26 protein-coding genes are annotated in these 25,521 nt (G+C 69.6%); 9 read left to right on the top strand and 17 right to left on the bottom strand.

Features of this window, described 5'->3' with window-relative positions; all coding sequences use genetic code 11:
• The first annotated feature begins 11 nt into the window (after nucleotides 1–11).
• A complete protein-coding gene (locus ACFYP5_RS26955) occupies nucleotides 12–494 on the top strand; it encodes a DUF3180 domain-containing protein (RefSeq protein ID WP_389040797.1) in 483 nt (160 codons plus the stop codon).
• A 62-nt stretch (nucleotides 495–556) separates the two neighbouring features.
• Here ACFYP5_RS26955 and folE read toward each other — a convergent pair whose 3' ends face one another.
• The 6 genes from folE to dacB form a co-directional block, all read right to left on the bottom strand.
• Complete coding sequence (gene folE, locus ACFYP5_RS26950) at nucleotides 557–1,162, bottom strand: GTP cyclohydrolase I FolE (RefSeq protein ID WP_389040795.1); 606 nt, start codon at nucleotides 1,160–1,162, stop codon at nucleotides 557–559.
• Nucleotides 1,163–1,304: 142 nt separating this feature from the next.
• Nucleotides 1,305–3,332, bottom strand: coding sequence for an ATP-dependent zinc metalloprotease FtsH (gene ftsH / locus ACFYP5_RS26945; RefSeq protein ID WP_389040794.1), 2,028 nt, complete (start codon nucleotides 3,330–3,332; stop codon nucleotides 1,305–1,307).
• 228 nt (nucleotides 3,333–3,560) lie between these two features.
• Nucleotides 3,561–4,100, bottom strand: a complete 540-nt coding sequence (gene hpt, locus ACFYP5_RS26940) for a hypoxanthine phosphoribosyltransferase (RefSeq protein WP_030972308.1) — start codon at nucleotides 4,098–4,100, stop codon at nucleotides 3,561–3,563.
• A 99-nt stretch (nucleotides 4,101–4,199) separates the two neighbouring features.
• Nucleotides 4,200–5,318, bottom strand: coding sequence for a tRNA lysidine(34) synthetase TilS (tilS, locus tag ACFYP5_RS26935; RefSeq protein ID WP_389040792.1), 1,119 nt, complete (start codon nucleotides 5,316–5,318; stop codon nucleotides 4,200–4,202).
• Nucleotides 5,319–5,515: 197 nt separating this feature from the next.
• A complete protein-coding gene (locus ACFYP5_RS26930) occupies nucleotides 5,516–6,649 on the bottom strand; it encodes a zinc-dependent metalloprotease (protein ID WP_389040790.1) in 1,134 nt (377 codons plus the stop codon).
• Between the two features lie 49 nt (nucleotides 6,650–6,698).
• Complete coding sequence (gene dacB, locus ACFYP5_RS26925; RefSeq protein WP_389040788.1) at nucleotides 6,699–8,204, bottom strand: D-alanyl-D-alanine carboxypeptidase/D-alanyl-D-alanine-endopeptidase; 1,506 nt, start codon at nucleotides 8,202–8,204, stop codon at nucleotides 6,699–6,701.
• A gap of 86 nt (nucleotides 8,205–8,290) precedes the next feature.
• On the opposite strand from dacB, the gene ACFYP5_RS26920 reads away from it, so the two are divergent.
• Together ACFYP5_RS26920 and ACFYP5_RS26915 are read left to right on the top strand one after the other, a co-directional pair.
• On the top strand, nucleotides 8,291–8,785 hold the full coding sequence (locus ACFYP5_RS26920) for an inorganic diphosphatase (protein ID WP_003968257.1): 495 nt from the start codon (nucleotides 8,291–8,293) through the stop codon (nucleotides 8,783–8,785).
• 226 nt (nucleotides 8,786–9,011) lie between these two features.
• On the top strand, nucleotides 9,012–10,715 hold the full coding sequence (locus tag ACFYP5_RS26915) for a threonine/serine exporter ThrE family protein (protein WP_389040786.1): 1,704 nt from the start codon (nucleotides 9,012–9,014) through the stop codon (nucleotides 10,713–10,715).
• A gap of 25 nt (nucleotides 10,716–10,740) precedes the next feature.
• Here the strand turns inward: ACFYP5_RS26915 and ACFYP5_RS26910 are convergent, their stop codons facing one another.
• Nucleotides 10,741–11,454, bottom strand: coding sequence for a DedA family protein (locus ACFYP5_RS26910; protein WP_389040784.1), 714 nt, complete (start codon nucleotides 11,452–11,454; stop codon nucleotides 10,741–10,743).
• Between the two features lie 146 nt (nucleotides 11,455–11,600).
• Between ACFYP5_RS26910 and ACFYP5_RS26905 the strand changes: the two genes are divergently transcribed.
• On the top strand, nucleotides 11,601–11,963 hold the full coding sequence (locus tag ACFYP5_RS26905) for a YbjQ family protein (protein ID WP_030972297.1): 363 nt from the start codon (nucleotides 11,601–11,603) through the stop codon (nucleotides 11,961–11,963).
• Nucleotides 11,964–12,007: 44 nt separating this feature from the next.
• On the opposite strand, the gene ACFYP5_RS26900 is transcribed toward ACFYP5_RS26905, so the two are convergent.
• On the bottom strand, nucleotides 12,008–12,766 hold the full coding sequence (locus tag ACFYP5_RS26900) for a MerR family transcriptional regulator (RefSeq protein ID WP_389040782.1): 759 nt from the start codon (nucleotides 12,764–12,766) through the stop codon (nucleotides 12,008–12,010).
• A gap of 148 nt (nucleotides 12,767–12,914) precedes the next feature.
• On the opposite strand from ACFYP5_RS26900, the gene ACFYP5_RS26895 reads away from it, so the two are divergent.
• From ACFYP5_RS26895 to ACFYP5_RS26885, 3 genes are all read left to right on the top strand, one after another.
• Complete coding sequence (locus ACFYP5_RS26895; RefSeq protein ID WP_389040780.1) at nucleotides 12,915–14,192, top strand: ion channel protein; 1,278 nt, start codon at nucleotides 12,915–12,917, stop codon at nucleotides 14,190–14,192.
• A gap of 102 nt (nucleotides 14,193–14,294) precedes the next feature.
• On the top strand, nucleotides 14,295–14,918 hold the full coding sequence (gene wrbA / locus ACFYP5_RS26890; protein ID WP_389040778.1) for an NAD(P)H:quinone oxidoreductase: 624 nt from the start codon (nucleotides 14,295–14,297) through the stop codon (nucleotides 14,916–14,918).
• 58 nt (nucleotides 14,919–14,976) lie between these two features.
• Nucleotides 14,977–16,401 (top strand): glutamate decarboxylase, encoded by a 1,425-nt coding sequence (locus ACFYP5_RS26885; protein ID WP_389040776.1) that lies wholly within the window; start codon nucleotides 14,977–14,979, stop codon nucleotides 16,399–16,401.
• A 42-nt stretch (nucleotides 16,402–16,443) separates the two neighbouring features.
• On the opposite strand, the gene ACFYP5_RS26880 is transcribed toward ACFYP5_RS26885, so the two are convergent.
• The 6 genes from ACFYP5_RS26880 to ACFYP5_RS26855 form a co-directional block, all read right to left on the bottom strand.
• A complete protein-coding gene (locus tag ACFYP5_RS26880) occupies nucleotides 16,444–17,274 on the bottom strand; it encodes an ABC transporter permease (RefSeq protein ID WP_389040774.1) in 831 nt (276 codons plus the stop codon).
• On the bottom strand, nucleotides 17,271–18,218 hold the full coding sequence (locus ACFYP5_RS26875; protein ID WP_389040772.1) for an ATP-binding cassette domain-containing protein: 948 nt from the start codon (nucleotides 18,216–18,218) through the stop codon (nucleotides 17,271–17,273). The genes ACFYP5_RS26880 and ACFYP5_RS26875 overlap by 4 nt, the downstream gene beginning before the upstream one ends.
• Before the next feature lie 89 nt (nucleotides 18,219–18,307).
• Nucleotides 18,308–18,949, bottom strand: a complete 642-nt coding sequence (locus tag ACFYP5_RS26870) for a PadR family transcriptional regulator (RefSeq protein WP_389040901.1) — start codon at nucleotides 18,947–18,949, stop codon at nucleotides 18,308–18,310.
• Between the two features lie 17 nt (nucleotides 18,950–18,966).
• Nucleotides 18,967–19,518, bottom strand: coding sequence for a DinB family protein (locus ACFYP5_RS26865; RefSeq protein ID WP_389040770.1), 552 nt, complete (start codon nucleotides 19,516–19,518; stop codon nucleotides 18,967–18,969).
• A 102-nt stretch (nucleotides 19,519–19,620) separates the two neighbouring features.
• A complete protein-coding gene (locus tag ACFYP5_RS26860) occupies nucleotides 19,621–21,078 on the bottom strand; it encodes an aldehyde dehydrogenase family protein (RefSeq protein WP_389040768.1) in 1,458 nt (485 codons plus the stop codon).
• Nucleotides 21,079–21,132: 54 nt separating this feature from the next.
• Complete coding sequence (locus tag ACFYP5_RS26855; RefSeq protein WP_389040899.1) at nucleotides 21,133–22,014, bottom strand: helix-turn-helix domain-containing protein; 882 nt, start codon at nucleotides 22,012–22,014, stop codon at nucleotides 21,133–21,135.
• Nucleotides 22,015–22,341: 327 nt separating this feature from the next.
• Here ACFYP5_RS26855 and ACFYP5_RS26850 point away from each other — a divergent pair, with 327 nt between their 5' ends.
• Entirely contained in the window at nucleotides 22,342–22,845 is a 504-nt protein-coding gene (locus ACFYP5_RS26850; protein WP_389040766.1) for an ATP-binding protein, read from the top strand.
• 58 nt (nucleotides 22,846–22,903) lie between these two features.
• On the opposite strand, the gene ACFYP5_RS26845 is transcribed toward ACFYP5_RS26850, so the two are convergent.
• The gene (locus ACFYP5_RS26845) at nucleotides 22,904–23,146 is read right to left on the bottom strand and encodes a DUF397 domain-containing protein (RefSeq protein ID WP_389040764.1); all 243 of its coding nucleotides are present in this window, start codon (nucleotides 23,144–23,146) and stop codon (nucleotides 22,904–22,906) included.
• Between the two features lie 281 nt (nucleotides 23,147–23,427).
• Between ACFYP5_RS26845 and ACFYP5_RS26840 the strand changes: the two genes are divergently transcribed.
• Nucleotides 23,428–23,919, top strand: a complete 492-nt coding sequence (locus ACFYP5_RS26840) for a hypothetical protein (protein ID WP_389040762.1) — start codon at nucleotides 23,428–23,430, stop codon at nucleotides 23,917–23,919.
• A 67-nt stretch (nucleotides 23,920–23,986) separates the two neighbouring features.
• On the opposite strand, the gene ACFYP5_RS26835 is transcribed toward ACFYP5_RS26840, so the two are convergent.
• Nucleotides 23,987–24,289 carry a hypothetical protein gene (locus ACFYP5_RS26835; protein WP_389040909.1) on the bottom strand — a complete coding sequence of 101 codons (303 nt, stop codon included), beginning with the start codon at nucleotides 24,287–24,289 and terminating at the stop codon, nucleotides 23,987–23,989.
• Nucleotides 24,290–24,304: 15 nt separating this feature from the next.
• On the bottom strand, nucleotides 24,305–25,471 hold the full coding sequence (locus ACFYP5_RS26830) for a DUF2786 domain-containing protein (RefSeq protein WP_389040760.1): 1,167 nt from the start codon (nucleotides 25,469–25,471) through the stop codon (nucleotides 24,305–24,307).
• Nucleotides 25,472–25,521: the final 50 nt, after the last annotated feature.

The following is a 25,521-nucleotide window of genomic DNA, read 5'->3' as shown; positions in this document are numbered from 1 at the left end:
CGGCTCTCGCGGTGAGGCAACTACGGCTCGGGGTACTGGCCGGAATCTTCGTCGCGGCAGGCGTGCTGTCCTGGGGCGGTGCCCGCCTCTGGGACTCGCTCGACACCCTGCCGAGCGTGCCGCTCGCCGCACCCGTCGTGCTCGCGGTGATCGCGGTCATCCTGCTCGCGACGGCGCTCTCCATCCGCTCCCGGCTGCGCGCCCAGCGTGAGCGCCGCCCGGGCGCGAAGGGCGTCGAGCCGCTGATGGCGGCCCGCGCCGTGGTGTTCGGCCAGGCCAGCGCCCTGGTCGTCTCGCTGGTCGCCGGACTGTACGGCGGCGTGGGAGTCTTCCTGCTCGGCTCGCTCGACGTGCCTGCCCGCCGCGACCAGGCGATCTACGCCGGGTTCGCGGTGCTGGCCGGCATCGGGGTGGTTGCCGCCGCCCTGTTCCTGGAGCGCGTCTGCAAGCTCCCGGACGACAAGGACGACGACAAGAGCGCCGCTTCCACCTGACGCGCCGTGCCCGTCCGGCACATCGGCACCACCCACGGCAGCACCGGCACCGCGACCGGCCCTCAGCGCGCCATGATCAGGCTCATCGCCTCAGCGCGCGTCGCGGGGTCACGGAGCTGGCCGCGTACCGCGGAGGTCAGCGTCTTCGCGCCCGGCTTGCGGATGCCGCGCATCGACATGCACATGTGCTCGCACTCGACCACGACGATGGCTCCGCGCGGCTCCAGGATCCTCATCAGCGAGTCCGCGATCTGCGTGGTGAGCCGCTCCTGGACCTGCGGGCGCCGGGCGTAGACGTCGACCAGCCGGGCCAGCTTCGACAGGCCGGTGATCTTTCCGGTGGTCGCCGGGATGTACCCGACGTGCGCGACCCCCCGGAACGGCACCAGGTGATGCTCACAGGTGGAGAACACCTCGATGTCCTTGACCAGCACCATCTCGTCGTGACCGAGGTCGAACGTGGTCGTCAGGACGTCCTCGGGCGTCTGGTGCAGGCCTGCGAATATCTCCTGGTACGCCCGCGCCACCCGTCCCGGCGTCTCCCGCAGTCCTTCCCGGTCCGGGTCCTCCCCGACGGCGATGAGAAGCTCGCGCACCGCGGCCTCGGCCCGCTTCTCGTCGAACTCACCGATCGAGCCCTGGCCCTCCAGCGTCACCGGGTCGGTCATCTGTGCCTCGTTCCTTCAGCTGTCACCTGCGCGGACATCGCGCGGTCCTACCAAAAAGCCGTGCCCCCCAGGCTAAAACCTGGGGGGCACGGCATCCATTCCGGGTCGGCGACCCCCGTGACGGGGGCACACCGGGTCCGTACTAGCTCTCCGGACGCTCCTCCGGGACCGCCTCGGTGGCCGGGGCGGTGTCCGTCGGCGTCGAGCCGTTGGCCGTGGTGACGCCGTTGGTGAGAGCGAGCTCCTTCGGCGAGAGCACCGGAGGCCGCGTCGACGGCGTACGCCGTGCGGAGCCGGTCCACGCCGGACGGGCCGGACGCTTCACGATTCCGGCGAAGATCTCGGCGATCTGCTCCTTGCCGAGGGTCTCCTTCTCCAGCAGCTGGAGGACCAGGTTGTCGAGAACGTCGCGGTTCTCGACGAGGATCTCCCAGGCCTCGTTGTGCGCGGTCTCGATGAGCTTCTTGACCTCTTCGTCGACGAGCGCCGCGACCTCTTCCGAGTAGTCGCGCTGGTGGCCCATCTCCCGGCCCAGGAAGGGCTCGGTGTTGTCGCCGCCGAACTTGATCGCGCCGAGCCGCTCCGTCATGCCGTACTGCGTGACCATCGCGCGGGCCGTGGCACTGGCCTTCTCGATGTCGTTCGCAGCGCCGGTGGTCGGGTCGTGGAAGACCAGCTCCTCGGCCGCGCGCCCGCCCAGCATGTAGGCGAGCTGGTCGAGCATCTCGTTGCGCGTCGTGGAGTACTTGTCCTCCTCGGGCAGCACCATCGTGTAACCGAGGGCGCGACCGCGGGAGAGGATCGTGATCTTGTGCACCGGGTCCGAGTTCGGCGAAGCCGCCGCGACCAGGGCGTGTCCGCCCTCGTGGTACGCGGTGATCTTCTTCTCCTTGTCGGACATGATCCGGGTCCGCTTCTGCGGGCCGGCCACGACGCGGTCGATCGCCTCGTCCAGCATCTCGTTGTCGATCAGCTTCTGGTTGCTGCGCGCCGTGAGGAGCGCCGCTTCGTTCAGCACGTTCGACAGGTCGGCACCGGTGAAACCAGGCGTACGACGGGCCACGGCGCCGAGATCGACGTCCGGGGCGACCGGCTTGCCCTTCTGGTGCACCTTGAGGATCTCGAGACGGCCCTGCATGTCCGGCCGGTCGACCGCGATCTGCCGGTCGAAGCGGCCCGGACGCAGCAGCGCCGGGTCGAGGATGTCCGGCCGGTTCGTGGCGGCGATCAGGATCACGCCGCCCTTCACGTCGAAGCCGTCCATCTCGACGAGCAACTGGTTCAGGGTCTGCTCGCGCTCGTCGTGGCCACCGCCGAGACCCGCACCGCGGTGCCGGCCGACGGCGTCGATCTCGTCGACGAAGACGATCGCCGGGGCGTTCGCCTTGGCCTGCTCGAACAGGTCACGGACCCGGGAGGCACCGACACCGACGAACATCTCGACGAAGTCGGAACCGGAGATCGAGTAGAACGGGACGCCCGCCTCGCCCGCGACGGCGCGTGCGAGCAGCGTCTTGCCCGTACCGGGAGGCCCGTACAGCAGGACTCCCTTGGGGATCTTGGCCCCGACGGCCTGGAACTTCGCCGGCTCCTGGAGGAACTCCTTGATCTCGTGGAGTTCCTCGACCGCCTCGTCGGACCCCGCCACATCGGCGAACGTCGTCTTCGGGGTGTCCTTGGTGATCAGCTTGGCCTTGGACTTGCCGAACTGCATGACCTTGGAGCCGCCACCCTGCATCTGATTCATCAGGAACAGGAAGACGACCACGATCAGGACGAAGGGCAGCAGAGAGAGAAGGATCGAGATGAACGGCGACTGCTTCGACGGCGAGACGGTGTAACCCTTCTCGATGTCACCGCTCTCGAACTTCTTCTGCAGCGTGTCGGCAAGCTGGACACCCTGGTCACCGATGTAGCTCGCCTGGAACTTGCTGCCGGACTCGCCCGAGAGCTTCTGGCCGTCCTTCAGCTCAATCTTGAGGATCTGTTCGTCACCGGTGGTCAGCTTGGCCTGCTCCACCTGGTTCTTGCTGATCGCCTGGATCACCTTGCCGGTGTCCACCGTCTTGAAGCCGCCCGACGAGCCGACGACCTGCATCAGCACGACCACGGCGAGGACGGCCAGCACGATCCACATGACCGGCCCACGGAAGTATCGCTTCACGTCCATCCATACGGAGCGAAGTCGCCCCGTCCCTCCTGCCCGTAGGTAAATGCTGCTGAATGCTGCTATGAGAAAAGACTGTTCTTCGGACGGTACCCCAGCATTGTCACCCGTGACCGCCGGGGACGTCTGTCAAACGTGCCTTCGAAGCCTTCAACGCCGCACGGCGGTCAAGGGTTCCCCGGCAGCCCGCCCACGTCGGATGCGGACCTGGCAGGGAGGGGCCGGGGCCGGTCAGCCGCCGTAGACGTGCGGGGCGAGCGTCCCGACGAAGGGCAGGTTGCGGTACTTCTCCGCATAGTCCAAGCCGTAACCGACGACGAACTCGTTGGGGATGTCGAAGCCGACCCACTTGCAGTCGAGCGCGACCTTCGCCGCGTCCGGCTTGCGCAGCAGGGTGCAGATCTCCAGGCTGGCGGGCTCACGCGAGCCCAGGTTCGACATCAGCCAGGACAGCGTCAGACCCGAGTCGATGATGTCTTCGACGATCAGGACGTGCTTGCCCTTGATGTCGGTGTCCAGGTCCTTGAGGATCCGGACGACACCGGACGACTGCGTGCCCGCGCCGTACGACGAGACAGCCATCCAGTCCATGGTGACGGGTGTGGACAGCGCGCGCGCCAGGTCCGCCATCACCATCACTGCGCCCTTGAGGACGCCGACGATGAGCAGGTCCTTGCCCGCGTACTCCGCGTCGATCTTCGCGGCCAGCTCGACGAGCTTCGCGTCGATCTCTTCCTTGGTGAGGAGCACCGCCTGAAGGTCGGTGCCCATGTCCTTCTCGTTCACCCGCGTCTCTTTCTCTGCCTGCCCGGTCCGGGGTGGTGCCCCCGACCTGCGCGGCCGCTCGCCTGCATGTCAGCCGCTTGTGCGTCAGCTCTGCCGAATCACCAGTCTGCCACCCTGGCGCCGGGCTTCGACTCGGCCGGGGAGGTTGATGGCCTGCTGGCCGCGCCAGCCGGTGATCAGCCGGTCGACTTCTTCGATGTGCCGGGCGAACAGCGAACCGGCCGGAGCGCCTGCCTCCACGGCCGCACGGCGCAGCACTCGGCGGCGGACGGCCGGCGGCAGCGCGTACAACTTGGCGCACTCCAGCTGCCCGGCGTCGTCGCGTACGGCGGAGTCGGCCTCGGCGGCCCAGGTGTCCAGGGCGTCGGCGTCGTCGCGGGAGAGCTGCGCGGTACGGGCCAGGGCCCCGACGACGCCTTTGCCGAGGGCCTTCTCCAGGGCGGGCAGGCCCTCATGACGCAGCCGGGAGCGGGTGTAGGCGGGGTCGATGTTGTGCGGGTCGTCCCAGACGGGCAGGGACTGGACGAGGCAGGCCTTGCGGGCGGTCTGCCGGTCGAGCTGGAGGAAGGGGCGGCGGTAGCGGCCGGCCGGACCGGATGCGGCGGCCATGCCGGAGAGCGAGCGGATACCGGAGCCGCGGGCGAGGCCGAGCAGGACCGTCTCCGCCTGGTCGTCGCGGGTGTGGCCGAGCAGCACCGCGGCGGCGCCGTGCCGCTCGGCCGCGGCGTCCAGGGCGGCATAGCGGGCGTCACGGGCGGCGGCCTCGGGACCGCCCTCGCTGCCGACGTGCACGGCAACGGCCTCGACCGGGTCGAGGTGCATGTCCCTGAGCCGGGCGACGACCTCGGCGGCACGGACGGCGGACCCGTCCTGGAGGTTGTGGTCGACGGTGATGCCGCCGGCCCGGACGGCCAGCTTGCGGGCCTCGAAGGCGAGGGCGGAGGCGAGCGCCATGGAGTCGGCGCCGCCGGAACAGGCGACCAGGACCAGCGGGGTTTCGGGCCGTTCGGGAAGCGCGGGACGGTCGGCTAGTGCGGCGCCGCACCTGCCCGTGCCGGCTTCGGCGAACTCGGGGCGTGAGGCGCGCTCGGTATGTGCGATGTGGTCGTTGTGATCGGTGCGTTCGGCGAATTCGTTGAGTACGTCGTGGAGTACGCGGCGAACCGCCAGGCGTATCGCCGCGACCGCAGGATGGGGACCCATGTCCGGTGCCCTTCGTGAAGTTTTAGGGGTGCTTCGGAGCGTCGGCACGGTCGAGTGCCGTCACTCAGAGTGCGTCGATGGTGACAGAGCCGGGCCGCCCATCGAGCATTGCACGCCTTTCCATGCCCCTACGGTCCCTCGGATGGGTGATTACCGGCGCGTACTTCTGTCGTCTTCCGCCGTCGGCCGCCTCATGATCACGACTCTGCCTTACGGTGCACCCTCGCGATCCAGTCGGCCGGAGCGGCGATCTCGGCCTTGGTGGGGAGGGTGTTCGGGGACGTCCAGACCCGGTTGAAGCCGCCCATGCCGACCTCGTCGACCACGGCCCGTACGAACCGTTCGCCGTCCCGGTACTGGCGCAGTTTGGCGTCGAGGCCGAGGAGCTTGCGGAGCGCCTGGTCGAGCCGCGAGGCGCCGCGCGCCCGGCGCTGCTGGAACTTCTCCCGGATCTCGCCGACGGAGGACACGACCTCGGGGCCGACGCCGTCCATCACATAGTCGGCGTGTCCTTCGAGCAGCGACATCACGGCGGTGAGCCGGCCGAGGATCTCGCGCTGGGCAGGGGTCTGGACGATCTCCACGAGGCTGCGGCCGCCGTCCTCGCCGTCCTCGCCCTCGGGCCGGCCGCCGGCGAGCGACTGGGCGGCCTCGCGGAGCCGCTCCAGCACGGTCATCGGGTCGACGTCGGTCTCGTCGAGGAACGACTGGATCTCACCCTGCAGGTGGTCACGGAGCCACGGCACACCGGTGAACTGGGTGCGGTGGGTCTCCTCGTGGAGTGCGACCCAGAGCCGGAAGTCGTGCGGGTCGACCTCCAGTTCACGCTCGACGTGGACGATGTTCGGGGCGACGAGCAGCAGCCTGCCGCCGCCGTTGGCCGAGGCCGGGAGGTCGCGGCCGGCCGGGGCGAAGGTCTCGTACTGGCCGAGCACCCGGGATGCCAGGAACGACAGCAGCATGCCCAGTTCGACACCCGTGACCTTGCCGCCGACGGCGCCGAGTACGGCGCCTCCCGGGCTGTTGCCGCGCCGGTCCTGCATCTTCTCCAGGAGGGGGCGGAGGAGTTCGCGGAAGCCCGCGACGTTCGCCCTGATCCAGCCGGCCCGGTCGACGACCAGGACCGGGGTGTCCTCCGGTTCGGTCCCCTCGGGGATCATCCGCGTGAAGGAGCGGACGTGTTCCTCCGCGGACTTGGCATGCCGGCGGAGCTCCGCGACGACTTCGCGGGCCTCCTCGCGGCTGATGTCGGGGCCCGGCCGTACAAGCCGGGTCGCGGTCGCAACCGCCAGATTCCAGTCGACCATCTCGGCACCACCGATGCTCGTCATGCGTCAACCGTACGTGCTCGGGTCGCTCCGCGGTGAGCTCTTGACCGGCTCATCCGGTGCGGGCGGCCAGGCTCGCGGCAAGGGCGTCGAGCGAGGACTGGGCCTCGGACGGCGAGGTCGTACCGGATGCCAGGAAGGCGAAGGCGAGCAGTCGCCCCTGCCCGTCGACGACGGTCCCGGCGAGGGTGTTCACCCCGGTGAGGGTGCCCGTCTTGGCGCGGATCAGGCCGGTGCCGCGCGATGTCTCCGTGTACCGCTTGCTGAGGGTGCCGCTGAAGCCGGCCACCGGGAGGCCGGTGAGGACGGTGCGCAGTTCGGGGTGGTCCGGGTCGGCGGCGCGGGCCAGCAGCCCGGCCAGCAGCCCGGCGGTGACCTTGTCCTGCCGGTTCAGTCCGCTGCCGTCGGCGAACTTTGCGCCGTTCAGCGGCAGATGCAGCTTCTTCAGCTGCGCGGTGACGGCCCGTCGGCCGCCGTCGAAGTTCGCGGGTTCACCCGCGGCCAGGGCGGTCTGCCGGGCCAGTGCCTCGGCGATGTCGTTGTCGCTGTTGGTCAGGGCGCGCTCGACGAGGGCGGACAGCGGGGCGGAGAGGTGCTTGGCGAGGGGCCGGGACTTCGCGACCGGGCGGCCGGACACCGGGCCGGAGCCGGTGTCGATGTCCGCGTCCTTCAGCAGTCCGGCGAAGGCCCGGGCGGCGTCACCGGCCGGGTCGCCACTGCGCGGGGCGGGCCCGCTGTCCGTACCGTCGAGCCGCCCCTCGTCCACCATCAGGGCGCTGACCGGGGCGATGTTCTCGTTGGGGCCGATCGGGTGCAGCGCGGGTCCGGAGTAGCGGGACGTGTCGTACGCGAGCCGGACGGTGTCGATGCCGCGGTCGCGCAGCGCGTGCACGGTGTCGGCGGCCAGCTCGCGCAGCGCCGCCTTGTCCAGCGTGGGGTCACCGCCGCCCACGAGGGTGAGGCTCCGGGAGTCCGGTGACGCCTGGACCGTCGTGGCGATGCGGTGTCCGGGGCCGAGGGCGGAGAGCGCGGCGACGGTGGTGGCGATCTTGATGGTGGAGGCGGGCGTCATGGCCGTGTCGGCGCCCTTCCCGTACAGCCGCTTGCCGGTGGCGGTGTCGATGACGACGGCGGTACGGACCGTGCCGAGCGCGGAGGCGTTCAGCAATGGGGTGAGGGTGTGCCGGAGATCGGCCGTTGCTCCGTCCGGGACGTCCGGGGCGTCCGGGGCGGACTTGTCGACCCCGGTGCTCAGGCCCGCGAGGACCGCGGGGGCACTGGGGGCCGGGGCCGGGCCGGACGGTGCGGTGACCTCGTGATGTGCGCCACCTGTGCGGCTCCTGGCGGCGGCCCACTCCCGCTCGGCCTTACGCTGACCCGAGTCCCAGGGGCCGGCGGCGAGGACGGCGCCGGCTGCGAGCGCCAGGCCGAGGACGGCGGAGCCTGCCGTGAACTGCCAGTTGCTCAGTCCGTGCAACCTGTTCGGGCGGGCCGCTCCGGTCGGCCCGCGGAACGCTTTCAACGGATTGATCGACGGTCTTTTCACCGGCTCGGCCACCGTTGACCAGCCCCTTTCGCGAGCACACATCTCCGTGGGGGACACTTAATCACCAGTCGTATGTGTTGATCATGGAGGAGCCACCCGTGGAGTTCGACGTCACCATCGAGATCCCGAAGGGTTCGCGGAACAAGTACGAGGTGGACCACGAGACCGGTCGGATCCGCCTGGACCGTCGACTCTTCACCTCGACCAGCTACCCGGCGGACTACGGCTTCGTCGAGAACACCCTCGGCGAGGACGGTGACCCGCTGGACGCGCTGGTCATCCTGGACGAGCCGACCTTCCCCGGCTGCCTCATCAAGTGCCGCGCCATCGGCATGTTCCGGATGACGGACGAGGCCGGCGGCGACGACAAGCTGCTGTGCGTCCCGGCCTCCGACCCCCGGGTGGAGCACCTGCGCGACATCCACCACGTGTCGGAGTTCGACCGCCTGGAGATCCAGCACTTCTTCGAGGTCTACAAGGACCTGGAGCCCGGCAAGTCCGTCGAGGGCGCCGACTGGGTCGGCCGCGCCGAGGCGGAGGCCGAGATCGAGGCCTCCTACAAGCGCCTCGAGGCGCAGGGCGGCGCGCACTGACGCCTGCGGTCCCCCGCAGCCGTCGGACCGGCTCGACGCAGATTCCGTATGCGGTCCTGCGCACGCTCCGCAGGATCCCGCGCAAGGTCCGTGCGCGGTTCCGCGCAAGGAACGGGCGGCACACCTTTCACAGGTGTGCCGCCCGTTTCGCGTCTGCGCCCATGTCCGTGCCCATACTGGGCACAAGCGCAACCGAAGACGCGCAGCCAAGAAGGAGCGAGGTCGAGTGGTGGCGGAACAGGGCGGTCCGGAGGACCAGAAGCCCCAGTCCGACGAGGCGCGCAGCGCCTTCGTCCCGCCGGAGGGGGTGGGAAAGTCCGCAGCTCCGCCGGAGGACGACCATCCCACTTCGGAGTTCGCCATTCCGGCTGGTCTGACGCCCGAGCCCCCTGGTGCAGGTTCCGCTTCCGGCTCCGGGGCGGGTTCGGGCAGCGGCTCGGACACGATCGGTTCCGCGTTCGCCCCGCCACGCGGCCACGGTGCCAAACAGGCGCCGCCCGCCTTCACCCCGGCGCACGGCATTCCGATGGTCCAGCTGACCAAGGAGGCCCCCTGGCAGGACCGGATGCGCACGATGCTGCGGATGCCCGTCGCCGAGCGACCGGCCCCGGAGCCGGTGCAGAGGCCGGACGAAGCGGGGCCCGCGGTGCCGCGCGTGCTCGACCTGACCTTGCGTATCGGGGAGTTGCTGCTCGCGGGCGGTGAGGGTGCGGAGGACGTCGAGGCCGCGATGTTCGCGGTGACCCGCAGTTACGGTCTCGACCGGTGCGAGCCGACGGTCACCTTCACCCTGCTGTCGATCTCGCACCAGCCGTCGCTGGTCGACGATCCGGTGACGGCGAGCCGCACCGTACGCCGCCGCGGCACCGACTACACCCGGCTGGCGGCCGTCTTCCGGCTCGTCGACGACATCACCACCGAGGACGTCGAGGTCTCCCTGGAGGAGGCGTACCGGCGGCTCGCCGAGATCCGGCGCAACCGGCATCCGTATCCCGGCTGGGTACTGACGCTGGCCGGCGGCGGGCTGGCAGGTGCGGCCTCGGTGCTGGTCGGCGGCAACGCGCTGGTCTTCGTGGTGGCAGCGGCCGGCGCGATGCTCGGCGACCGGCTGGCCTGGCTCTTCGCGGGGCGCGGGATGCCGGAGTTCTACCAGTTCGTGGTGGCGGCGATGCCTCCGGCCGCGATAGGGGTCGCACTGACCCTGACCCACTCGACGGGCATCCGGCCGTCCGCCGTCATCACCGGTGGGCTGTTCGCACTGCTGCCCGGGCGGGCTCTGGTGGCGGGCGTCCAGGACGGTCTGACCGGCTACTACATCACCGCGGCGGCCCGGCTCCTCGAAGTCATGTACTTCTTCATCGCCATCGTCACCGGTGTGCTGCTGGTCCTGTATCTGGGGGTTCAGCTGGGCGCCCAGCTCAATCCGGAGGCGCGGTTCGTGGCCCACGACCGGCCGGTGGTGCAGATCCTGGCGTCGATGGCGCTCTGTTTCGCCTTCGCGATCCTGCTTCAGCAGGAACGGTCCACGGTGCTCGCGGTGACCCTCAACGGCGGTGTGGCCTGGGTGATCTACGGGGCGATGGCCCGGACCGCCGGTATCTCGCCGGTGGCGGCGACGGCGGTGGCGGCGGGTCTGGTGGGGCTCTTCGGGCAGCTGTTCTCGCGGTACCGGTACACCTCGTCGTTGCCGTTCATCACGGCGGCGATCGGTCCGCTGCTGCCTGGTTCGGCCACGTACTTCGGTCTGCTGGGTGTCGCACAGAACGAACTGGACCGGGGGCTCGCCTCACTGTCGACCGCGGTGGCGACGGCGCTGGCCATCGCGATCGGGGTGAATCTGGGAAGCGAGATCTCCCGGCTGTTCATGCGGGTGCCGGGAGCGGTCGGCGGGGCGAACCGCCGCGCGGCCAAGCGGACGCGCGGCTTCTGACGCCCTCCACGGGTCCGGAGGGGGGTCAGCGCTTGGCGTGGCGGCCGCGCTGGCCCGGGGCCGGGCTGCCGCCTCCGGCGATCGGGCCCCGGCCCTCACCCTGGGCGGCTGCTTCCTTCTTCGCCTTGCTGCGGGCGCGCAGGAACTCGATCGCGATCGGCACCACCGAGATCAGCACGATCAGGACGAGCATCGCCTCGATGTTGTTGCGGACGAACTCGATCTGGCCGAGCCCGGCACCGAGCAGTGTGACGCCGACACCCCAGAGCACACCGCCGATGATGTTGAACGTGATGAACGAGCGGTAGTTCATCCGGCTCACACCGGCGATGATCGGCGTGAACGTACGCACGACGGGCACGAAGCGGGCCAGGATCAGCGACTTCGGACCGTACTTCTCGAAGAATTCGTGGGCCTTCTCGACGTTCTCCTGCTTGAAGAGGCGGGAGTCCGGCCGCTTGAAGAGTGACGGGCCGACCTTGCGGCCGAAGAGATAACCCACCTGGTCGCCGATGATCGCCGCCAGCGCCACGAGGACGCAGACCAGCCACAGCGGGGTGTGCAGTTTGCCCGTCGTCACCAGCAGGCCCGTGGTGAACAGCAGCGAGTCACCGGGCAGGAAGAAACCGATCAGCAGCCCGGACTCGGCGAAGACGATGACCAGCACACCGAGCAGCCCGAACTGCCCGATGAGATGGTCCGGGTCCAGCCAGCTCGGTCCGAGCGCAAGCGTATTCAAGGGTCCGGGCTCCAGGATCGGTCGATGGCGGCTGCGTGGCCGCCCAAAGCTATCAACGCCACAAGGCGCCTCCGGGTTCCAGTGGCCCACGCGAGGATGCACAGGGGGTGAACCGGGACAAAGCTGTCCCCAGGAGGTGCCACACGATGGGCATTGAAGATTACGGCGGCGGTCAGACGCAGTCCGAGGTTCTGATCGTCACCACCAATGACGTCCCCGGCTACCAGGTGACCCAGGTGATCGGCGAGGTGTTCGGCCTGACGGTGCGCTCGCGTCACCTCGGCAGCCAGATCGGCGCCGGACTGAAGTCGATGATCGGCGGCGAGCTGAAGGGACTGACCAAGACCCTTGTCGCCACCCGTAACCAGGCCATGGAGCGGCTCGTCGAGCAGGCCATGGCCCGCGGCGCCAATGCAGTGCTGATGATGCGCTTCGATGTGACGGAGGCGGCCGATGTGGGCACTGAGGTCTGTGCGTACGGCACGGCGGCCGTGATCAGCAAGACCTGACCGCCCGACGGGGGCCGAGGCGCCTTCGGCCCCCGTACGGGGAGTTACGCCCGTCGCTCCGCGTTGGCGTCGATCGCGTCCCGAAGGTGCTCGGCCAGGCCGGGCCGGATCGATTCGTAGTACGCGCGGAACTGCGGGTCGCACACGTACATCTCGCCGAGCCCGCGGTGGATCTCGTAGGTGCATTCGTAGAACCATGTGGAGATGTGGAGCCGGTGCGCCTCGGCCAGCTCCATCGCGGCCTCCGAGCCGGCCGGCTCGCCCGCCTCCATCACGGCGTCGTAGGCCTCGCCCCAGGCGGCGACCTCGGCCTGCATCCGCTTCCAGTCGTCCTTGGTGTAGCGGGCCACCCGGCGCTGCGACTCCGCGTACGTGGCCGTTCCGCCCCAGCGGCGCTCGGCCTCCTCCGCGTGCTCCTCCGGGTCCTTGGCCCCGAAGACCTCGAACTTCTCCTCGGGCGTGAGATTGATGCCCATCTTCCGTGCCTCCATGGCTGTTTCGACGGCGGCGGCCATCTTCTGGAGCTCGGCGATACGGCCGGACAGCAGAGCGTGCTGGCGGCGCAGGTGGTCCTGCGGATCCGCGTCCGGGTCGTCGAGCAGCACCGCGATCTCTTCGAGCGGGAAGCCGAGCTCCCGGTAGAACAGGATCTGCTGCAGCCGGTCGAGGTCGCCGTCGTCGTAGCGCCGGTGGCCCGCGTGGCTGCGCCCGCTGGGCGAGAGCAGTCCGATGCCGTCGTAGTGGTGCAGTGTGCGCACCGTGACTCCGGCGAAACCGGCGACCTGTCCCACGGAGTGATCCACGGTTCCCGCCCCCTTCTCCTCTTCGCTCTGCTCGTCGGTACGTGTCCGAGCCTGAGCCCTGACGTGACGTGAGGTGCAAGCCCGAATTGCCCTCGCACGCGGATCCGATTGGCGCATTATGCGGCTTTTACGTCGCTAGGGTGAGCCGATGGTCTCCGACTCCCCCGTGCTCGCCGAGTCCGCCTCCGCACGGCGGCTGCTGCTCCTCATCGTGCCCGCCCTGGTCGTGGGCGTGGCCTCGGCGCTCATCCTGCTCGGCATCAGTCTCCTCGCGGAGCGGCTCCAGGACGTGCTCTGGGAGACCCTCCCCCGGGCGCTCTCCATCGGCGGGTACTCCTCGCTGTGGATGATCGTGATGCTCACCGCAACCGGCCTCGCGGTCGGCCTGGTCATCCATACGGTGCACGGCCACGCGGGAGCGGACCCGGCCACCACCGGGCTGGTCGATCCGCCCATGCCGCCGGACGTCATCCCCGGGCTGCTGGCCGTGACGGTCCTGGCGCTGGCGGGCGGGGTCAGCCTCGGGCCCGAGAACCCGATCACCGCCGCCAACATCGCGCTCACCTTCTGGCTGGGCCGCCGGGTCGCCCCGCAGACCCCGGCCGCCCTGTGGATCGCGCTCGCCTCGGCCGGCACCATCGGCGCGCTGTTCGGCACCCCGGTCGCCGCGGCCCTGATCCTCTCCGAGTCGCTCGCGGCCGACGGGGGCGGCCCGGGCGCGCTCTGGGACCGGCTCTTCGGGCCGCTCGCGGCGGGCGCCGCGGGGGCACTCACCATGTCGCTGCTGACCCACCCCAGCTTCGATCTGTCACTGCCGCCGTACCCCGGCCCGCACTGGGGCGATCTGCTCTCCTCGGTCGTGATCACGTCGGCCGCGGCCCTGCTCGGACTGGCGGCGGTGTACGCGTTCCCCTACGCGCACCGCGCCTTTCGCACCCTGCGTCATCCGGTCCTGATGCTGACCTGCGGCGGGCTGGTGCTCGGTCTGCTCGGCGCGCTCGGCGGACATCTCACGCTCTTCAAGGGGCTGGACGAGGTGAAGGAGCTCAGCGCCGATCCCAACGGCTGGTCGGCCGGCCGGCTCGCCGCCATGGCGGTGGTGAAGACGGCCGCACTGGTGATCGCCGCGACCTGCGGCTTCCGGGGCGGCCGGATCTTCCCTGCCGTGTTCGTCGGCGTAGCGCTCGGGTTGTGCGCGCATGCCGCGGTCGACGCGGTGCCGCCGGCGCTCGCAGTGCCGTGCGCGGTGCTGGGGGTTCTGCTGGCCATCACCCGGCAGGGCTGGCTGAGCCTGTTCACGGCGGCGGTGCTGGTCGGTGACGCGGCCGTACTGCCGCTGTTGTGCGTCGCCTCGCTGCCGGGTTGGCTCCTGGTGACCGGGCGGCCGCAGATGCAGCTCCACGGGGACGGCACACCACTGAGGTGAACCGGGCCGCACCGTGCCTGTCGGACGCGCCGGTTGCGGCAGTTATCCGTATCGTCACATTCATATGGCCATGTCCCGGTCTGCCCGTCGGAGGTTTCCGTCATGCCCACGCCTGTCAACGTCGCCGTCATCTACTACTCCGCCACCGGCACCGTCGCGACCATCGCCGAGGCCATCGCGGAGTACGCGGGGGAGGCAGGTGCGGAAGTACGGCTGCGCAAGACGGCTGAGCTCGCGCCGCAGGCGGCCATCGACTCCAACCCGGCCTGGGCCGCCAACGCGAAGGCGACCGCCGGGATCGCCGAGGTCTCGAAGGACGACGTGATCTGGGCGGATGCCGTGATCTTCGGGTCGCCGACCCGGTTCGGCAATGTCGCCGCCCAGCTCAAGGAGTTCCTGGACCGGCTGGGCGCCCTCTGGCAGGCGGGCCATCTCGCGGACAAGGTCTACAGCGGCTTCACCTCCACCAGCACCCCGCACGGCGGTCAGGAGTCCACGCTGCTGGCGCTCTACAACTCGATCCATCACTTCGGCGGCATCCTCGTCACCCCCGGTTACACGGACCCGACGAAGTTCGTCGACGGCAATCCCTACGGCACCTCGCATGTCGCCGGGCAGGGCGAGATCCCGGTCGGCGAGCAGACCCTGACCGCGGCCCGGGTTCAGGCCGAGCGGGTCGTGAAGTTCACCCGCGCCATCAAGTCCGGCCTCGCGGTCGGGAACTGACCCGAGCAGGCCGCTGCCACCGTCATCGCCGCCATGAGCTGAGAAGGGCTGTCCGCCGATGCCTCTCCACAAAGGTTCGAATCGCGACAAGGAACCGTCCAAAGAGCGGCGCAGACGCGCCTTGAACCCGTTCTTCGGAGAGGCCGATCCGACGGCCGGGATGACGTCCGCGCCGCCCCGGCACCGGCTGCCCGACGGACCGTTGCCGCCCTCGACCGCGTACGGCCTGGTCCATGACGAGCTGATGCTCGACGGGAACTCCCGGCTCAATCTCGCCACCTTCGTCACCACCTGGATGGAGCCCGAGGCGGGGGTGCTGATGGGCGAGTGCCGGGACAAGAACATGATCGACAAGGACGAGTACCCGCGCACCGCCGAGCTGGAACGCCGCTGTGTGGCGATGCTCGCCGACCTGTGGAACGCCCCCGACCCCACGACGACGGTGGGCTGTTCGACCACGGGCTCCAGCGAGGCCTGCATGCTCGCCGGCCTGGCGCTCAAACGCCGCTGGGCGACCAGGAACGCCGACCGCTATCCGGCGACCGCCAAGCCCAATCTGGTCATGGGCATCAATGTGCAGGTCTGCTGGGAGAAGTTCTGCAACTTCTGGGAGGTCGAGGCCCGGCAGGTCCCGATGGAGGGCGGACGCTTCCATCTCGACCCGCAGGCCGCCGCAGAGCTCTGCGACGAGAACACCATCGGCGTGGTCGGTATCCTCGGCTCCACCTTCGACGGCTCGTACGAGCCCATCGCCGACATCTGCGCGGCCCTGGACACTCTCCAGGAGCACACCGGCCTCGACATCCCCGTCCATGTCGACGGCGCGTCCGGCGGGATGGTGGCACCGTTCCTGGACGAGGACCTGGTGTGGGACTTCCGGCTCCCCCGGGTGTCGTCCATCAACACCTCCGGCCACAAATACGGACTGGTCTACCCGGGCGTCGGCTGGGTCCTGTGGCGCTCGCCCTCGGATCTCCCCGAGGAGCTCGTCTTCCGGGTCAACTACCTGGGCGGCGACATGCCGACGTTCGCGCTGAACTTCTCCCGGCCCGGTGCGCAGGTGGTGGCGCAGTACTACACCTTCCTGCGGCTGGGCCGGGACGGCTACCGCGCCGTTCAGCAGGCCTCCCGCGATGTGGCGAGCGGGCTCGCCACCCAGATCGAGAAGCTGGGCGACTTCCACCTCCTCACCAGGGGTGACGAGTTGCCCGTCTTCGCCCTGACGACCGCCCCCGAAGTGCAGGCGTACGACGTCTTCGACGTGTCGCGGCGGCTGCGCGAGAACGGCTGGCTGGTGCCCGCGTACACCTTCCCCGCCAACCGGCAGGATCTGTCGGTGCTCCGGGTGGTGTGCCGCAACGGCTTCTCCTCGGACCTCGCGGAACTGCTGCTGGAGGACCTCCGCCTGCTGCTGCCCGAACTACGCGGCCAGCGGCACCCGTTGAGTCATGACCGAGAGGTCGCGACGGCCTTCCACCACTGACCGAGGAGCAAGCCGGCGCCGGTGGTCCGGATCGGATTCGGGTCAGTGGCTCAGCCGCGCGAACCGCCTCACCGCAAGCGGAAGGAAGACCGCGATCAGCGCCACCGGCCAGACCACCGCGAGCAGTCCGGCGTGATCCGCCGCCCAGGATCCCCCGGCCCCGCCGGGGTTGCCGAACAGGTCGCGCACCGCCGTGGCCGTCGCCGACATCGGGTTCCATTCGACGACCGCGCCCAGCCAGTCCGGCATCGACTCCGGCGCGGCGAAGACGTTGGAGAGGAAGCCGACCGGCCAGACCAGGATCTGCACCGCCTGCACCATCTCCGGCCTCCCGGCCACCATCGCCAGCTGGATGCCGATCCACAGCATCGCGAACCGCAGCAGCAGTAGCAGCCCGACCGCACCCAGCGCCGCCGCCACCCCGTTGTGCCAGCGCCAGCCGACCGCGTACCCGACCCCGATCATCACGGCGAGCGCGGCCACCGACTGGAGCATGTCCGCCACGCTCCGGCCGACCAGCACCGAACCGGACACCATCGGCATGGAGCGGAACCGGTCGATGACTCCTTCGGTGAGGTCCTGGGTGACCGCGAGCATGGTCGACTCCAGACCGAACGCCATGGTCAGCGCGAGCATGCCGGGCACCAGGAACTCGGTGTTGTCGCCGTCGACGCCCCGCCCGCCGCCGACCAGGTAGTTGAACATCAGAAGCAGCATCACGGGGAACACCAGGCCGACGACGATCTGCACCGGCTGCCGGGCCCAGTGCGCGAGTTCGCGCCGGGTCATCGTCCATGAATCGGCCGCGGCCCAGCCGATCGTGGTCGCGGGCACCGCGCCCGTACCGGCCGTTCCCGTACCGACCGCACTCATGCCGCCACCTCCGAGTCGTCCGCCTTCCTGCCGGTGAGGGACAGGAACACCTCGTCCAGGGTGGGGCGGCGCACCGCGATGTCCTCCGCCTCGATGCCCGCCTCCTCCAGGGCCCGTACGGTCCGGGTCAGCGTCGCCATCCGGTCCCCCGCGGGCGCTCCGATCAGCCTCCGGTCCGCATCCACGACGGCTCCGTCCGTCAGCAGCCCCGCCGCGGCGGCGAGTTGTGCCGCGTCACGGACGACGACATCGATCCGATCCCCGCCCACCAGCGCCTTCAGCTCGTCGGCCGTGCCCTCCGCGGCCACCCGTCCGGCGTCGATCACCGAGATCCGGTCCGCGAGCTGATCGGCCTCCTCCAGATACTGCGTGGTCAGCAGTACGGTCGTGCCGCCGCCGACCAGCGAACGCACCGCCGCCCACACCTCGGCCCGCCCGCGCGGGTCGAGTCCAGTCGTCGGCTCGTCCAGGAAGAGCACCTCGGGGTCGGTGATCAGCGAGGCGGCCAGATCGAGACGCCGTCGCATACCGCCGCTGTACTCCCTGACCGCCTTTCGGCCGGTGTCCGCGAGCCCGAAGCGGGCCAGCAGTTCGTCGGCCCGCACGCCCGCACGGCGTGCGCCCAGGTGGTACAGCCGGCCGAACATCTCCAGGTTCTGCCGGCCGCCGAGCTCCTCGTCGACCGCCGCGTTCTGCCCGAGCAGCCCGATCCGTCGCCGGACCTCGCCGGCCCGGCTCCTCACGTCGAACCCCGCCACCTCGGCCCGGCCCCCGTCGTGCCGGAGCAGCGTCGACAGGATGCGTACGGCCGTGGTCTTGCCGGCGCCGTTGGGACCGAGCACGGCGTGCACCGTGCCCCGGCCTACCCTGAGGTCGAGGCCGTCCAGGGCGCGCTTGCCCCCGTACCTCTTGTGCACATCTTCGAGAACGATCGCGTCGGTCAAAATCGCCACACCCTCTCGCCGTCAAGGCCCCTAGTCAAACTTGACTAGATGCAGAAGATAACTGCGGCTCCCTCATTCGTCAAACTTGATTAGTCGTTGTCCCCCGGGTCCGGAACGCCGGTCGCGTACGGGTTCTCCTCGCCGTCGGCGAGTACGCCGACGAACGGGTCGCCCTCCCCCGCGAAGGTGTACGCGCCGCCCTCGATCCGCGCGATCAGCCCTCGCGTCCACTCGGCCCCGGCGTCGGCCGAGTGGACCCACATGTTCATGATCTCGCCGATGTGGCCCAGCGACTCGGGCCCGTCCTCCGGCGTGTAGTACTCGGTGACCGAGGCCCGCCAGGCCACCAGCCCCGCCACCCGCTCCTTCAGCAACGCGACCGCCTCGGACCGCTCCAGGTCGACGATGAAGCCGATGCCCGCCGACAGCACGTCCATCTTCTGGTCGTACGCGGTCAGCGCGGCACGCAGCAGCGCGAGGTACTCCTCGGTGCCCCGCTCGGTGATCTCGTACTCGGTGCGGGGCGGGCCGCCGGCGGTGCTGGGTGCGGTCTCATGGGCGACCAGCAGCCCTTGCTTCGCCATCTGCTTCAGGGCGTGGTAGATCGAGCCCGGCTTGGCGTTGGACCACTCGTGGGCGCCCCAGTACTCCAGGTCGTTGCGGACCTGATAGCCGTGCGCCCGGCCGTGCTGTCGCACCGCTCCGAGGACCAGCAGCCGGATCGCGGACATCCACTCACCCTTCCTACTCAACTTTGACTAGGGTAGCCCGCCTCCTGCGCGACCAGTTCGAACGCGGTACGGCCGTCCAGGGACTCCCGGATGATGTCGGCGTGCCCGGCGTGCCGGGCGATCTCCTCGACGAGATGGACCAGCAGCCAGCGCATCGAGCACTTCTGGTCCTTCGGGAACCAGGGCGCCTCGGGCAGCGGGAACGTGTCGTTCATGCTCTCCACCGAGTGGATGAACTCCTCGGTCTCCGCCGCCACCTTCGCCCAGAGCTCCAGCATCTGCGGGACGGTCTCGTCCCCGACCAGCCGGAAACTGTCCGCCCACGTCTCCTCGGTGCGGGCCTTCTCGTTGGGGCGCTGCTGGGCCAGACGCAGCCAGTTCAGCTCGGTCTCGGCGACATGCTTGAGCAGCCCGGAGAGGGAGAGCCCACTGGCGCTGGGCCGGCTCGCCGCCTGCTCCTCGGTCAGCCCGATCAGCGAGCGCCGGATCGCGCCGCGCTGCGCCTCGACGAAGGAGAGGAGCGCGCCGCGCTCGTCGCCGTGGGCCTCTGCGGGAACGTGAGTGACCATGGTGTCCGCCCTTCGGAACCGTTCGGGCTTGCGCCCGGTGTCTTCCTGACACCGACCAAGCTACGGACCCTTGCGGACAGCTTCCGTCCTCAACAGGCGGCGTCAGAGCGAGAATTCGGTCCGGCCGTGCTGGATCGAGATCCACTTCTGGGTGGTGAACGCCTCCACGGTGGCATCGCCGTTCAGCCGCCCCGATCCGGAGAACTTCTCGCCGCCGAAGGCCACCAGCGGGTCGTCCTGGATGGTGGAGTCGTTCACGTGGAACATCCCGGTGACGATGCGCTTCGCGAACCGCACTCCGCGTTCGGCGTCGGCCGTGTGCACGGCGCCGCTCAGCCCGTACCGGGAGTCGTTGGCGATCCGTACCGCGTCCTCCTCGCCGTCGAACGTCATCAGCAGCGCCACCGGGCCGAAGATCTCCTGGGCCAGCAGCGGGGAGTCGTCCGGCAGCCCGGCGAGGACCGTGGGCGCGACGAGATTGCCGTGGGTACGGCCCCGCACGAGCGCCGTGGCGCCTTCCGCGATCGCCTGGTCGACCAGGGCGGTCAGCGCGTCGGCCTGGAAGGTGTTGATGACGGGGCCGATCTGGGTGGCCGGATCCCGCGGGTCGCCGGTCCTGAGCGCGGCCACCTTGGCGATGAACTTCTCGGTGAACTCCGGCGCGACGGAGCGGTCCACCAGGATGCGGTTGGCGGCCATGCAGACCTGCCCCTGGTAGACGAAGCGGCTGAAGACCGCCGCGTCGACCGCGTAGTCGATGTCTGCGTCGTCCAGCACCACCAGGGCGCTGTTGCCGCTGAGTTCGAGAACGGCGCGCTTGAAGAGTCCGCCGGCGGTCGCGCCGACGTGGCGGCCGACCCGGTCCGACCCGGCGAAGGAGATCACCTTGGGTACGGGGTGCGCTATGAGCGCGTCGCCGATCTCGGCGATGTCGGTGACCAGGACGTTGAGCAGCCCGGCGGGCAGCCCGGCCTCCTCGAAGATCTTGGCGATCAGTCCGCCGCCGACCACGGGAGCGTTCTGGTTGGGCTTGATGACGACCGCGTTGCCGAGCGCCAGGGCCGGCGCGACCGACTTCATCGTCACCAGGAAGGGGAAGTTGAAGGGGCTGATCACACCTATGACGCCGACGGGAATCCGGTAGACGCGGTTCTCCTTGCCGTCCACCGGGGACGGCAGGATCCGGCCCTCGGGGTGCAGCGCCTGCTGGATCGCCTCGCGCAGGAAGTCCTTGGCGCAGCGGATCTCGTACTCCGCCTTGAGCCGGGTGCCGCCCAGCTCGTCGATGATCGCGCCGATGATGTCCTCGGTGAGTTCATCGGTGATGCGCAGGGCGCGTTCGAGGACGAGGCGGCGTTCGTAGGGATTGGTGTCGGCCCAGATCCGCTGGGCGCGCTCGGCGGCGCGATAGGCCTCGTCGACCTCCTGCACGGAGGCGACGGTAATCGCGGCGAGCTTTTCGCCGTTGTACGGATTGAAATCGATGATGTCCCAGGAGCCGGTACCGGTCCGCCACTCACCGTCGATGTACTGGTTGGCCAGCTCATTGAAGAAGGACATGCGATCCCTTACTGCAGGTGCAGACTCCTGTTGAGGCGTCATCGTACTGATGTCTCAGGTCAGTTGGAGCAGGCCGCGGAGCAGATCACGACTCTCTTCAGGACCCGGACTGTCCTGATGGAGCCGCGCCATGGCCTTTTCGTACTGAGCGACTTCCTCGCGCTTGTCCAGATAGAGCGCACTTGTCAGCTGCTCCAAATAGACAATGTCCGACAGATCGGATTCCGGGAAACTCAGCATCGTAAAGGAACCGCTCTCGCCCGCATGCCCGCCAAAACTGAAGGGCATCACCTGAAGCGTGATGTTCGGCTGTTCCGACATTTCGATCAGATGCCGCAATTGCGCCTGCATCACTTCGCGTTCGCCGTACGGGCGGCGCAGCGCGGCCTCGTCCAGCACGGCATGGAAGCGCGGCGCCCGTTCGGAGACGAGGACCTTCTGCCGCTCCAGCCGCAGCGCGACCCGGCGGTCGATCTCGGCGGCGGGGGCACCGCGCATGCCACGGGAGACGACGGCGTGGGCGTAGGCCTCGGTCTGCAACAGACCGTGGACGAACTGGACTTCGTAGATCCGGATGAGCGAGGCCGCCCCCTCCAGGCCGATGTACGTCTGGAACCAGCCGGGCAGCACATCTCCGTAACTGTGCCACCACCCCGCCACATTGGCCTCGCGGGCCAGGCCCAGAAGGGAGTCGCGCTCCACCTCGTCCGTGACGCCGTAGAGCGTGAGCAGGTCCTCGACGTCCCTGGCCTTGAAGCTCACCCGTCCCAACTCCATGCGGCTGATCTTCGATTCGGAAGCCCGGATGGAGTAGCCGGCCGCCTCGCGGGTGATGCCGCGCGAATCGCGCAGCCGCCTGAGCTGTGAGCCCAGCAGGATGCGCCGCACCACAGATCCACTCGACTCGCCTGCCGCCACTGGTCCAACCCTCCCCATCGCTTCCTGGGCATCGGGGCTCCCCCTGAACCCCAAGAGCCGGATTCTGCCATCAAAACGCTTCAGCCCGTACTCATTCGATTACGGAAATGAGAAGACTTCCAGAAAGCCATGAAACTGCCCGTAGGAAGAAATGAGCAAGAACCGGCACGGGATCGGACAGGTCCGGCGCGTGCACGTGCATCTGCCCTTGCATCTGCCCAGCGCATTCGGAACCATGGACCCCGCGCACCTGCGTGCTCGTTCGTGTTGTGCCGCTGTACCACCGCAGTACCGCTACAGCCGCGAATCCCGGGAGTGCCTCGCATGGGGACGAATGGATCGACGATGCTCGAGCCGTTACGGCAGGGGCTTCCCCCCATCGATCCCTCAGCCGTCTCCGGATCTGCCACCTGCACCCTTCCGGCCCGGTACGAAGCCGTGGGCGGGGCCAGGCAGTTCACCAAGGCGACGCTGAACCGGTGGGAGCTGAGCGACCGCTTCGACGACGTCGCGCTCGTCGTCTCCGAACTCGTCACCAACGCCCTGCGGCACGCACTGCCGGCGGACGCTCCGAGAGACCCCCAGGACCCTCCCGTACGGCTGCACCTGATGCGCTGGACCTCGCGACTGGTTTGCGCGGTGCGCGACCCCAGCCAGAAGAGCCCTGTCGCCGGCGAGGCACCGGACTCCGCGGAGTCGGGCCGGGGACTGTTCCTGGTGGAGTCGTTCAGCGACAGCTGGGGCTGGCATCTGTCCCCCGTGCCGGGCGCGGAGAACCTGTCGGCGGGGGCGCCGGCGCTGCGCGGCAAGGTGGTCTGGGCGCTGTTCCGGCTGGCCGGCGACGCGTGACACCCACGAACCCGGGGCCCGTGCGCGGGGCCCGTGACCGCTCACGCGGGCGCGACGGTCAGTGTCCCGCTATCAGGTGGTCGAACTCCCCGTCCTTCACGCCGAGCAGCAACGCCTCTATCTCGGCCGGCGTATAGACCAGGGCGGGCCCGTCGGGATGGCGGGAATTCCGCATCGCCACATCCCCGCCGGGCAGTTTTGCGAACTCCACGCAAGATCCCTGTGAGTTGCTGTGTCTGCTCTTCTGCCAGACGACTCCGCGAAGCTCTGTGGCCGCCATGCCGTTGTACACGTGGTGCACAGGACGCTCCCCGAGTTGCAAGGTGCAAGTGTCAACTGTCTCGGATCATAGCTGTGTTCATATGCCAATGCATGAGCAGATGCACGTGCACGCGGGGTGGTCCTTTGATTACAGCTTTACCTTCCCCGTCTGCCCGCCCTCACGGGAGATAGACGAACGGACCGTCTATTTGGCTCCCGCTCAGCGCAGTTGCCCGGAAGTAGCCCCATGCGCTGCGCCGTGAGCCGCTCCGCGCTCCCTGGTAGTTTTGCGCGGTCTTTCGTCAACAAGGGGGAATTCACGTGCAGAAGCTTGGACGCATCGGCGCCGTCCTCGTCGCGGGTCTGATCGCCGCGGTCACTCTGACCGGTTGCGGCAGTGACAGCGGGAAGAGTGATTCGGGCAAGGGCGCCACCGACGGGCAGACGTCGGCGACCGGTGGCGGCGGCGACTCCGAAGACAGTGGCGACAGCGGTTCCGGGACCGACGCCTCGGCGCTGGAGGGTACCTGGGCCGGGATGACCGACGGCAAGGCCGTCGCCCTGTCCGTCGCATCCGGGAAGGCGGCGCTGGTCGCGGACGCCCATGTCTGCTCGGGCGAGGTGAAGGACATGGGCAAGGTGATGCTGGAGCTGAAGTGCACCGACGGCAACACCGACCGCACCATGGGATCCATCGAGTCCGACAACGGCAAGACGATCACCGTGTCGTGGGACGCGGGCGGCAAGGACACCCTGGCCAAGACCGATCCGGGTGCGCTGCCGACGGGGCTGCCGGGCCTGCCCACCCCCTGAGTGCCCGTCGCCGGTACAGGGCCGAGTCCTGAAGCGGGACCGCGTACGGGGCCGGACGGTCGGTCGTTCAGTTCCGTCCGGCACAGCCGACTCCGGCAGTGCCGGACGCGGAGCCGTCCAGGCCGCGGGAGGACTCCTCCAGGGTTTCCAGCAGCAGACCGGCCCCGTTTCCGCACGACCGGGTCGGCCGCCTGCCCGTGCAGGCTGTCCTCCTCGTCCCACTGTGCCAGCGCCTCACGTGCCGCGCCCCACCCACGCCCGGGTGGGCGGCCTGGACGACGGTGCCACCGAACCGGGCCACGGAACGTGCGTACGTCTGGGAGAACTCGGGCCGCATCACCATGACGGGCACCCGGCTGCGACGTGTCACATACGCGCGCACCCGCTACCGGGAGCCGTCGATGCCCGGCCTCCGCTCACCCATCCGGGCCCGGTCGGCGGCAGCCGTACCGTGCGCCCAGCCCTCGCCGTCCGACACTCCGCGCACCCGGGTGCTCGTCGTCTCCGGGAACATCCGGTCCGCGGCGTCCGTGACCGCCACGTCCCGCGCCGCAAGGACCGGGAGCAGATCGCCGGCGGCAGCCCCCTCCTCCGAGACCGAGGCCGCGGTCACCCGGGCGGTGTCGGCCGCGAGACGAGCGCCCAGCCGCTGGACGTACGCCATCAGGAAAGACTGACGGAACGTCTTGGTCCGCTTGCGTCCGCCGGCCCGCTGCCCCGCCTCGGCCTTCGCCATCGCCGCCGTGCCCTGGACCAGCAGGGAGGTGTAGAGAAGTTCCACGGCCTCCAGGTCCGGTTCGAAGCCGACGACCGTCGAGAAGCCGAGGTCGCTGTTCCACACCGCGCGGCAGCGGTTGGCCGAGGCGACGGCGTCGAGCAGGATCGCCTTCGCCGTCTCGTACGGGGCATCGACCCCGATCCGGCAGGCGCCCGGCGCCTCCTTGCTGTGCGTACGGGCGGCGAGAAGGGCCTCGTCGATGGAGTGCCGGGCCATCAGCTCCTGCGCCTTGGTGGTCAGGGCTTCCGCCTCCTCCGGGAAACCGGTCGCCTCCGCCTTCGCGAGCAGGGCGCGGATCCGGGTCAGCATGCGGGGTTCGTCGTGGGCGGGCGGCAGACGGAGCCGGTTGCCGGTGGCGCCGGGCGGCGGGCCGACCGGTTCGATCGCGGGGAGCCGGAGCAGCAGCCGGTAGAGACCGAGCAGGGCGGAGGCGTACGAGAACCGGTCGGGCCGGTTCCGGGGCGGCGGCGCGGGAAGCTCGGCGAGCTGGGCCCCCCAGCGGGACGGCAACTGCTCGTACCGTCCGGTCTCCGTGGTGATCAGGTCGGCGGCGAGCCCGGCCCGCGTCTCGTCGAGTTCGCGGCGGACGATCCGCACGACGTCCGCGGGCTGCCAGCCGCGCTCCCAAGCGCGCCGGACGAACTCCTCGCCGCGCCGGAACAGTTCCGCATCCGCCGTCGGGTCGGCGGCGAGAAGGGAGGCACCGGTGTCGAGACCGGCGTCGCCGTCCGAGTAGAGGGCTGCCGCGAATGCCTGGTCGATCACCGGTTCCATGAGGTCAGGGTAGGCAGGGCCGGGCTCCGGGGTACGCCTGGCCCTACCCC

Origin of the sequence: Streptomyces sp. NPDC005262 (assembly GCF_042872425.1) — a bacterium.
Taxonomy (GTDB): domain Bacteria; phylum Actinomycetota; class Actinomycetes; order Streptomycetales; family Streptomycetaceae; genus Streptomyces.
The sequence above is the reverse complement of the archived record's forward strand: the minus strand, read 5'-3'. Positions and strand labels throughout refer to the sequence as shown.

Excerpts from the sequence above, each read along its gene's own strand:
- ACFYP5_RS26895 (WP_389040780.1), top strand. The coding sequence starts at position 12,915 with ATGGTCTCCGACTCCCCCGTGCTCGCCGAGTCCGCCTCCGCACGGCGG.
- tilS (WP_389040792.1), bottom strand. The coding sequence starts at position 5,318 with ATGGGTCCCCATCCTGCGGTCGCGGCGATACGCCTGGCGGTTCGCCGC.
- ACFYP5_RS26870 (WP_389040901.1), bottom strand. The coding sequence starts at position 18,949 with ATGTCCGCGATCCGGCTGCTGGTCCTCGGAGCGGTGCGACAGCACGGC.
- ACFYP5_RS26830 (WP_389040760.1), bottom strand. The coding sequence starts at position 25,471 with ATGGAACCGGTGATCGACCAGGCATTCGCGGCAGCCCTCTACTCGGAC.
- folE (WP_389040795.1), bottom strand. The coding sequence starts at position 1,162 with ATGACCGACCCGGTGACGCTGGAGGGCCAGGGCTCGATCGGTGAGTTC.
- ACFYP5_RS26855 (WP_389040899.1), bottom strand. The coding sequence starts at position 22,014 with ATGGGGAGGGTTGGACCAGTGGCGGCAGGCGAGTCGAGTGGATCTGTG.
- ACFYP5_RS26905 (WP_030972297.1), top strand. The coding sequence starts at position 11,601 with ATGGGCATTGAAGATTACGGCGGCGGTCAGACGCAGTCCGAGGTTCTG.
- ACFYP5_RS26880 (WP_389040774.1), bottom strand. The coding sequence starts at position 17,274 with ATGAGTGCGGTCGGTACGGGAACGGCCGGTACGGGCGCGGTGCCCGCG.
- hpt (WP_030972308.1), bottom strand. The coding sequence starts at position 4,100 with ATGGGCACCGACCTTCAGGCGGTGCTCCTCACCAAGGAAGAGATCGAC.
- ACFYP5_RS26930 (WP_389040790.1), bottom strand. The coding sequence starts at position 6,649 with ATGACGAGCATCGGTGGTGCCGAGATGGTCGACTGGAATCTGGCGGTT.
- ACFYP5_RS26860 (WP_389040768.1), bottom strand. The coding sequence starts at position 21,078 with ATGTCCTTCTTCAATGAGCTGGCCAACCAGTACATCGACGGTGAGTGG.
- wrbA (WP_389040778.1), top strand. The coding sequence starts at position 14,295 with ATGCCCACGCCTGTCAACGTCGCCGTCATCTACTACTCCGCCACCGGC.
- ACFYP5_RS26885 (WP_389040776.1), top strand. The coding sequence starts at position 14,977 with ATGCCTCTCCACAAAGGTTCGAATCGCGACAAGGAACCGTCCAAAGAG.
- ACFYP5_RS26850 (WP_389040766.1), top strand. The coding sequence starts at position 22,342 with ATGCTCGAGCCGTTACGGCAGGGGCTTCCCCCCATCGATCCCTCAGCC.
- ftsH (WP_389040794.1), bottom strand. The coding sequence starts at position 3,332 with ATGGACGTGAAGCGATACTTCCGTGGGCCGGTCATGTGGATCGTGCTG.
- ACFYP5_RS26865 (WP_389040770.1), bottom strand. The coding sequence starts at position 19,518 with ATGGTCACTCACGTTCCCGCAGAGGCCCACGGCGACGAGCGCGGCGCG.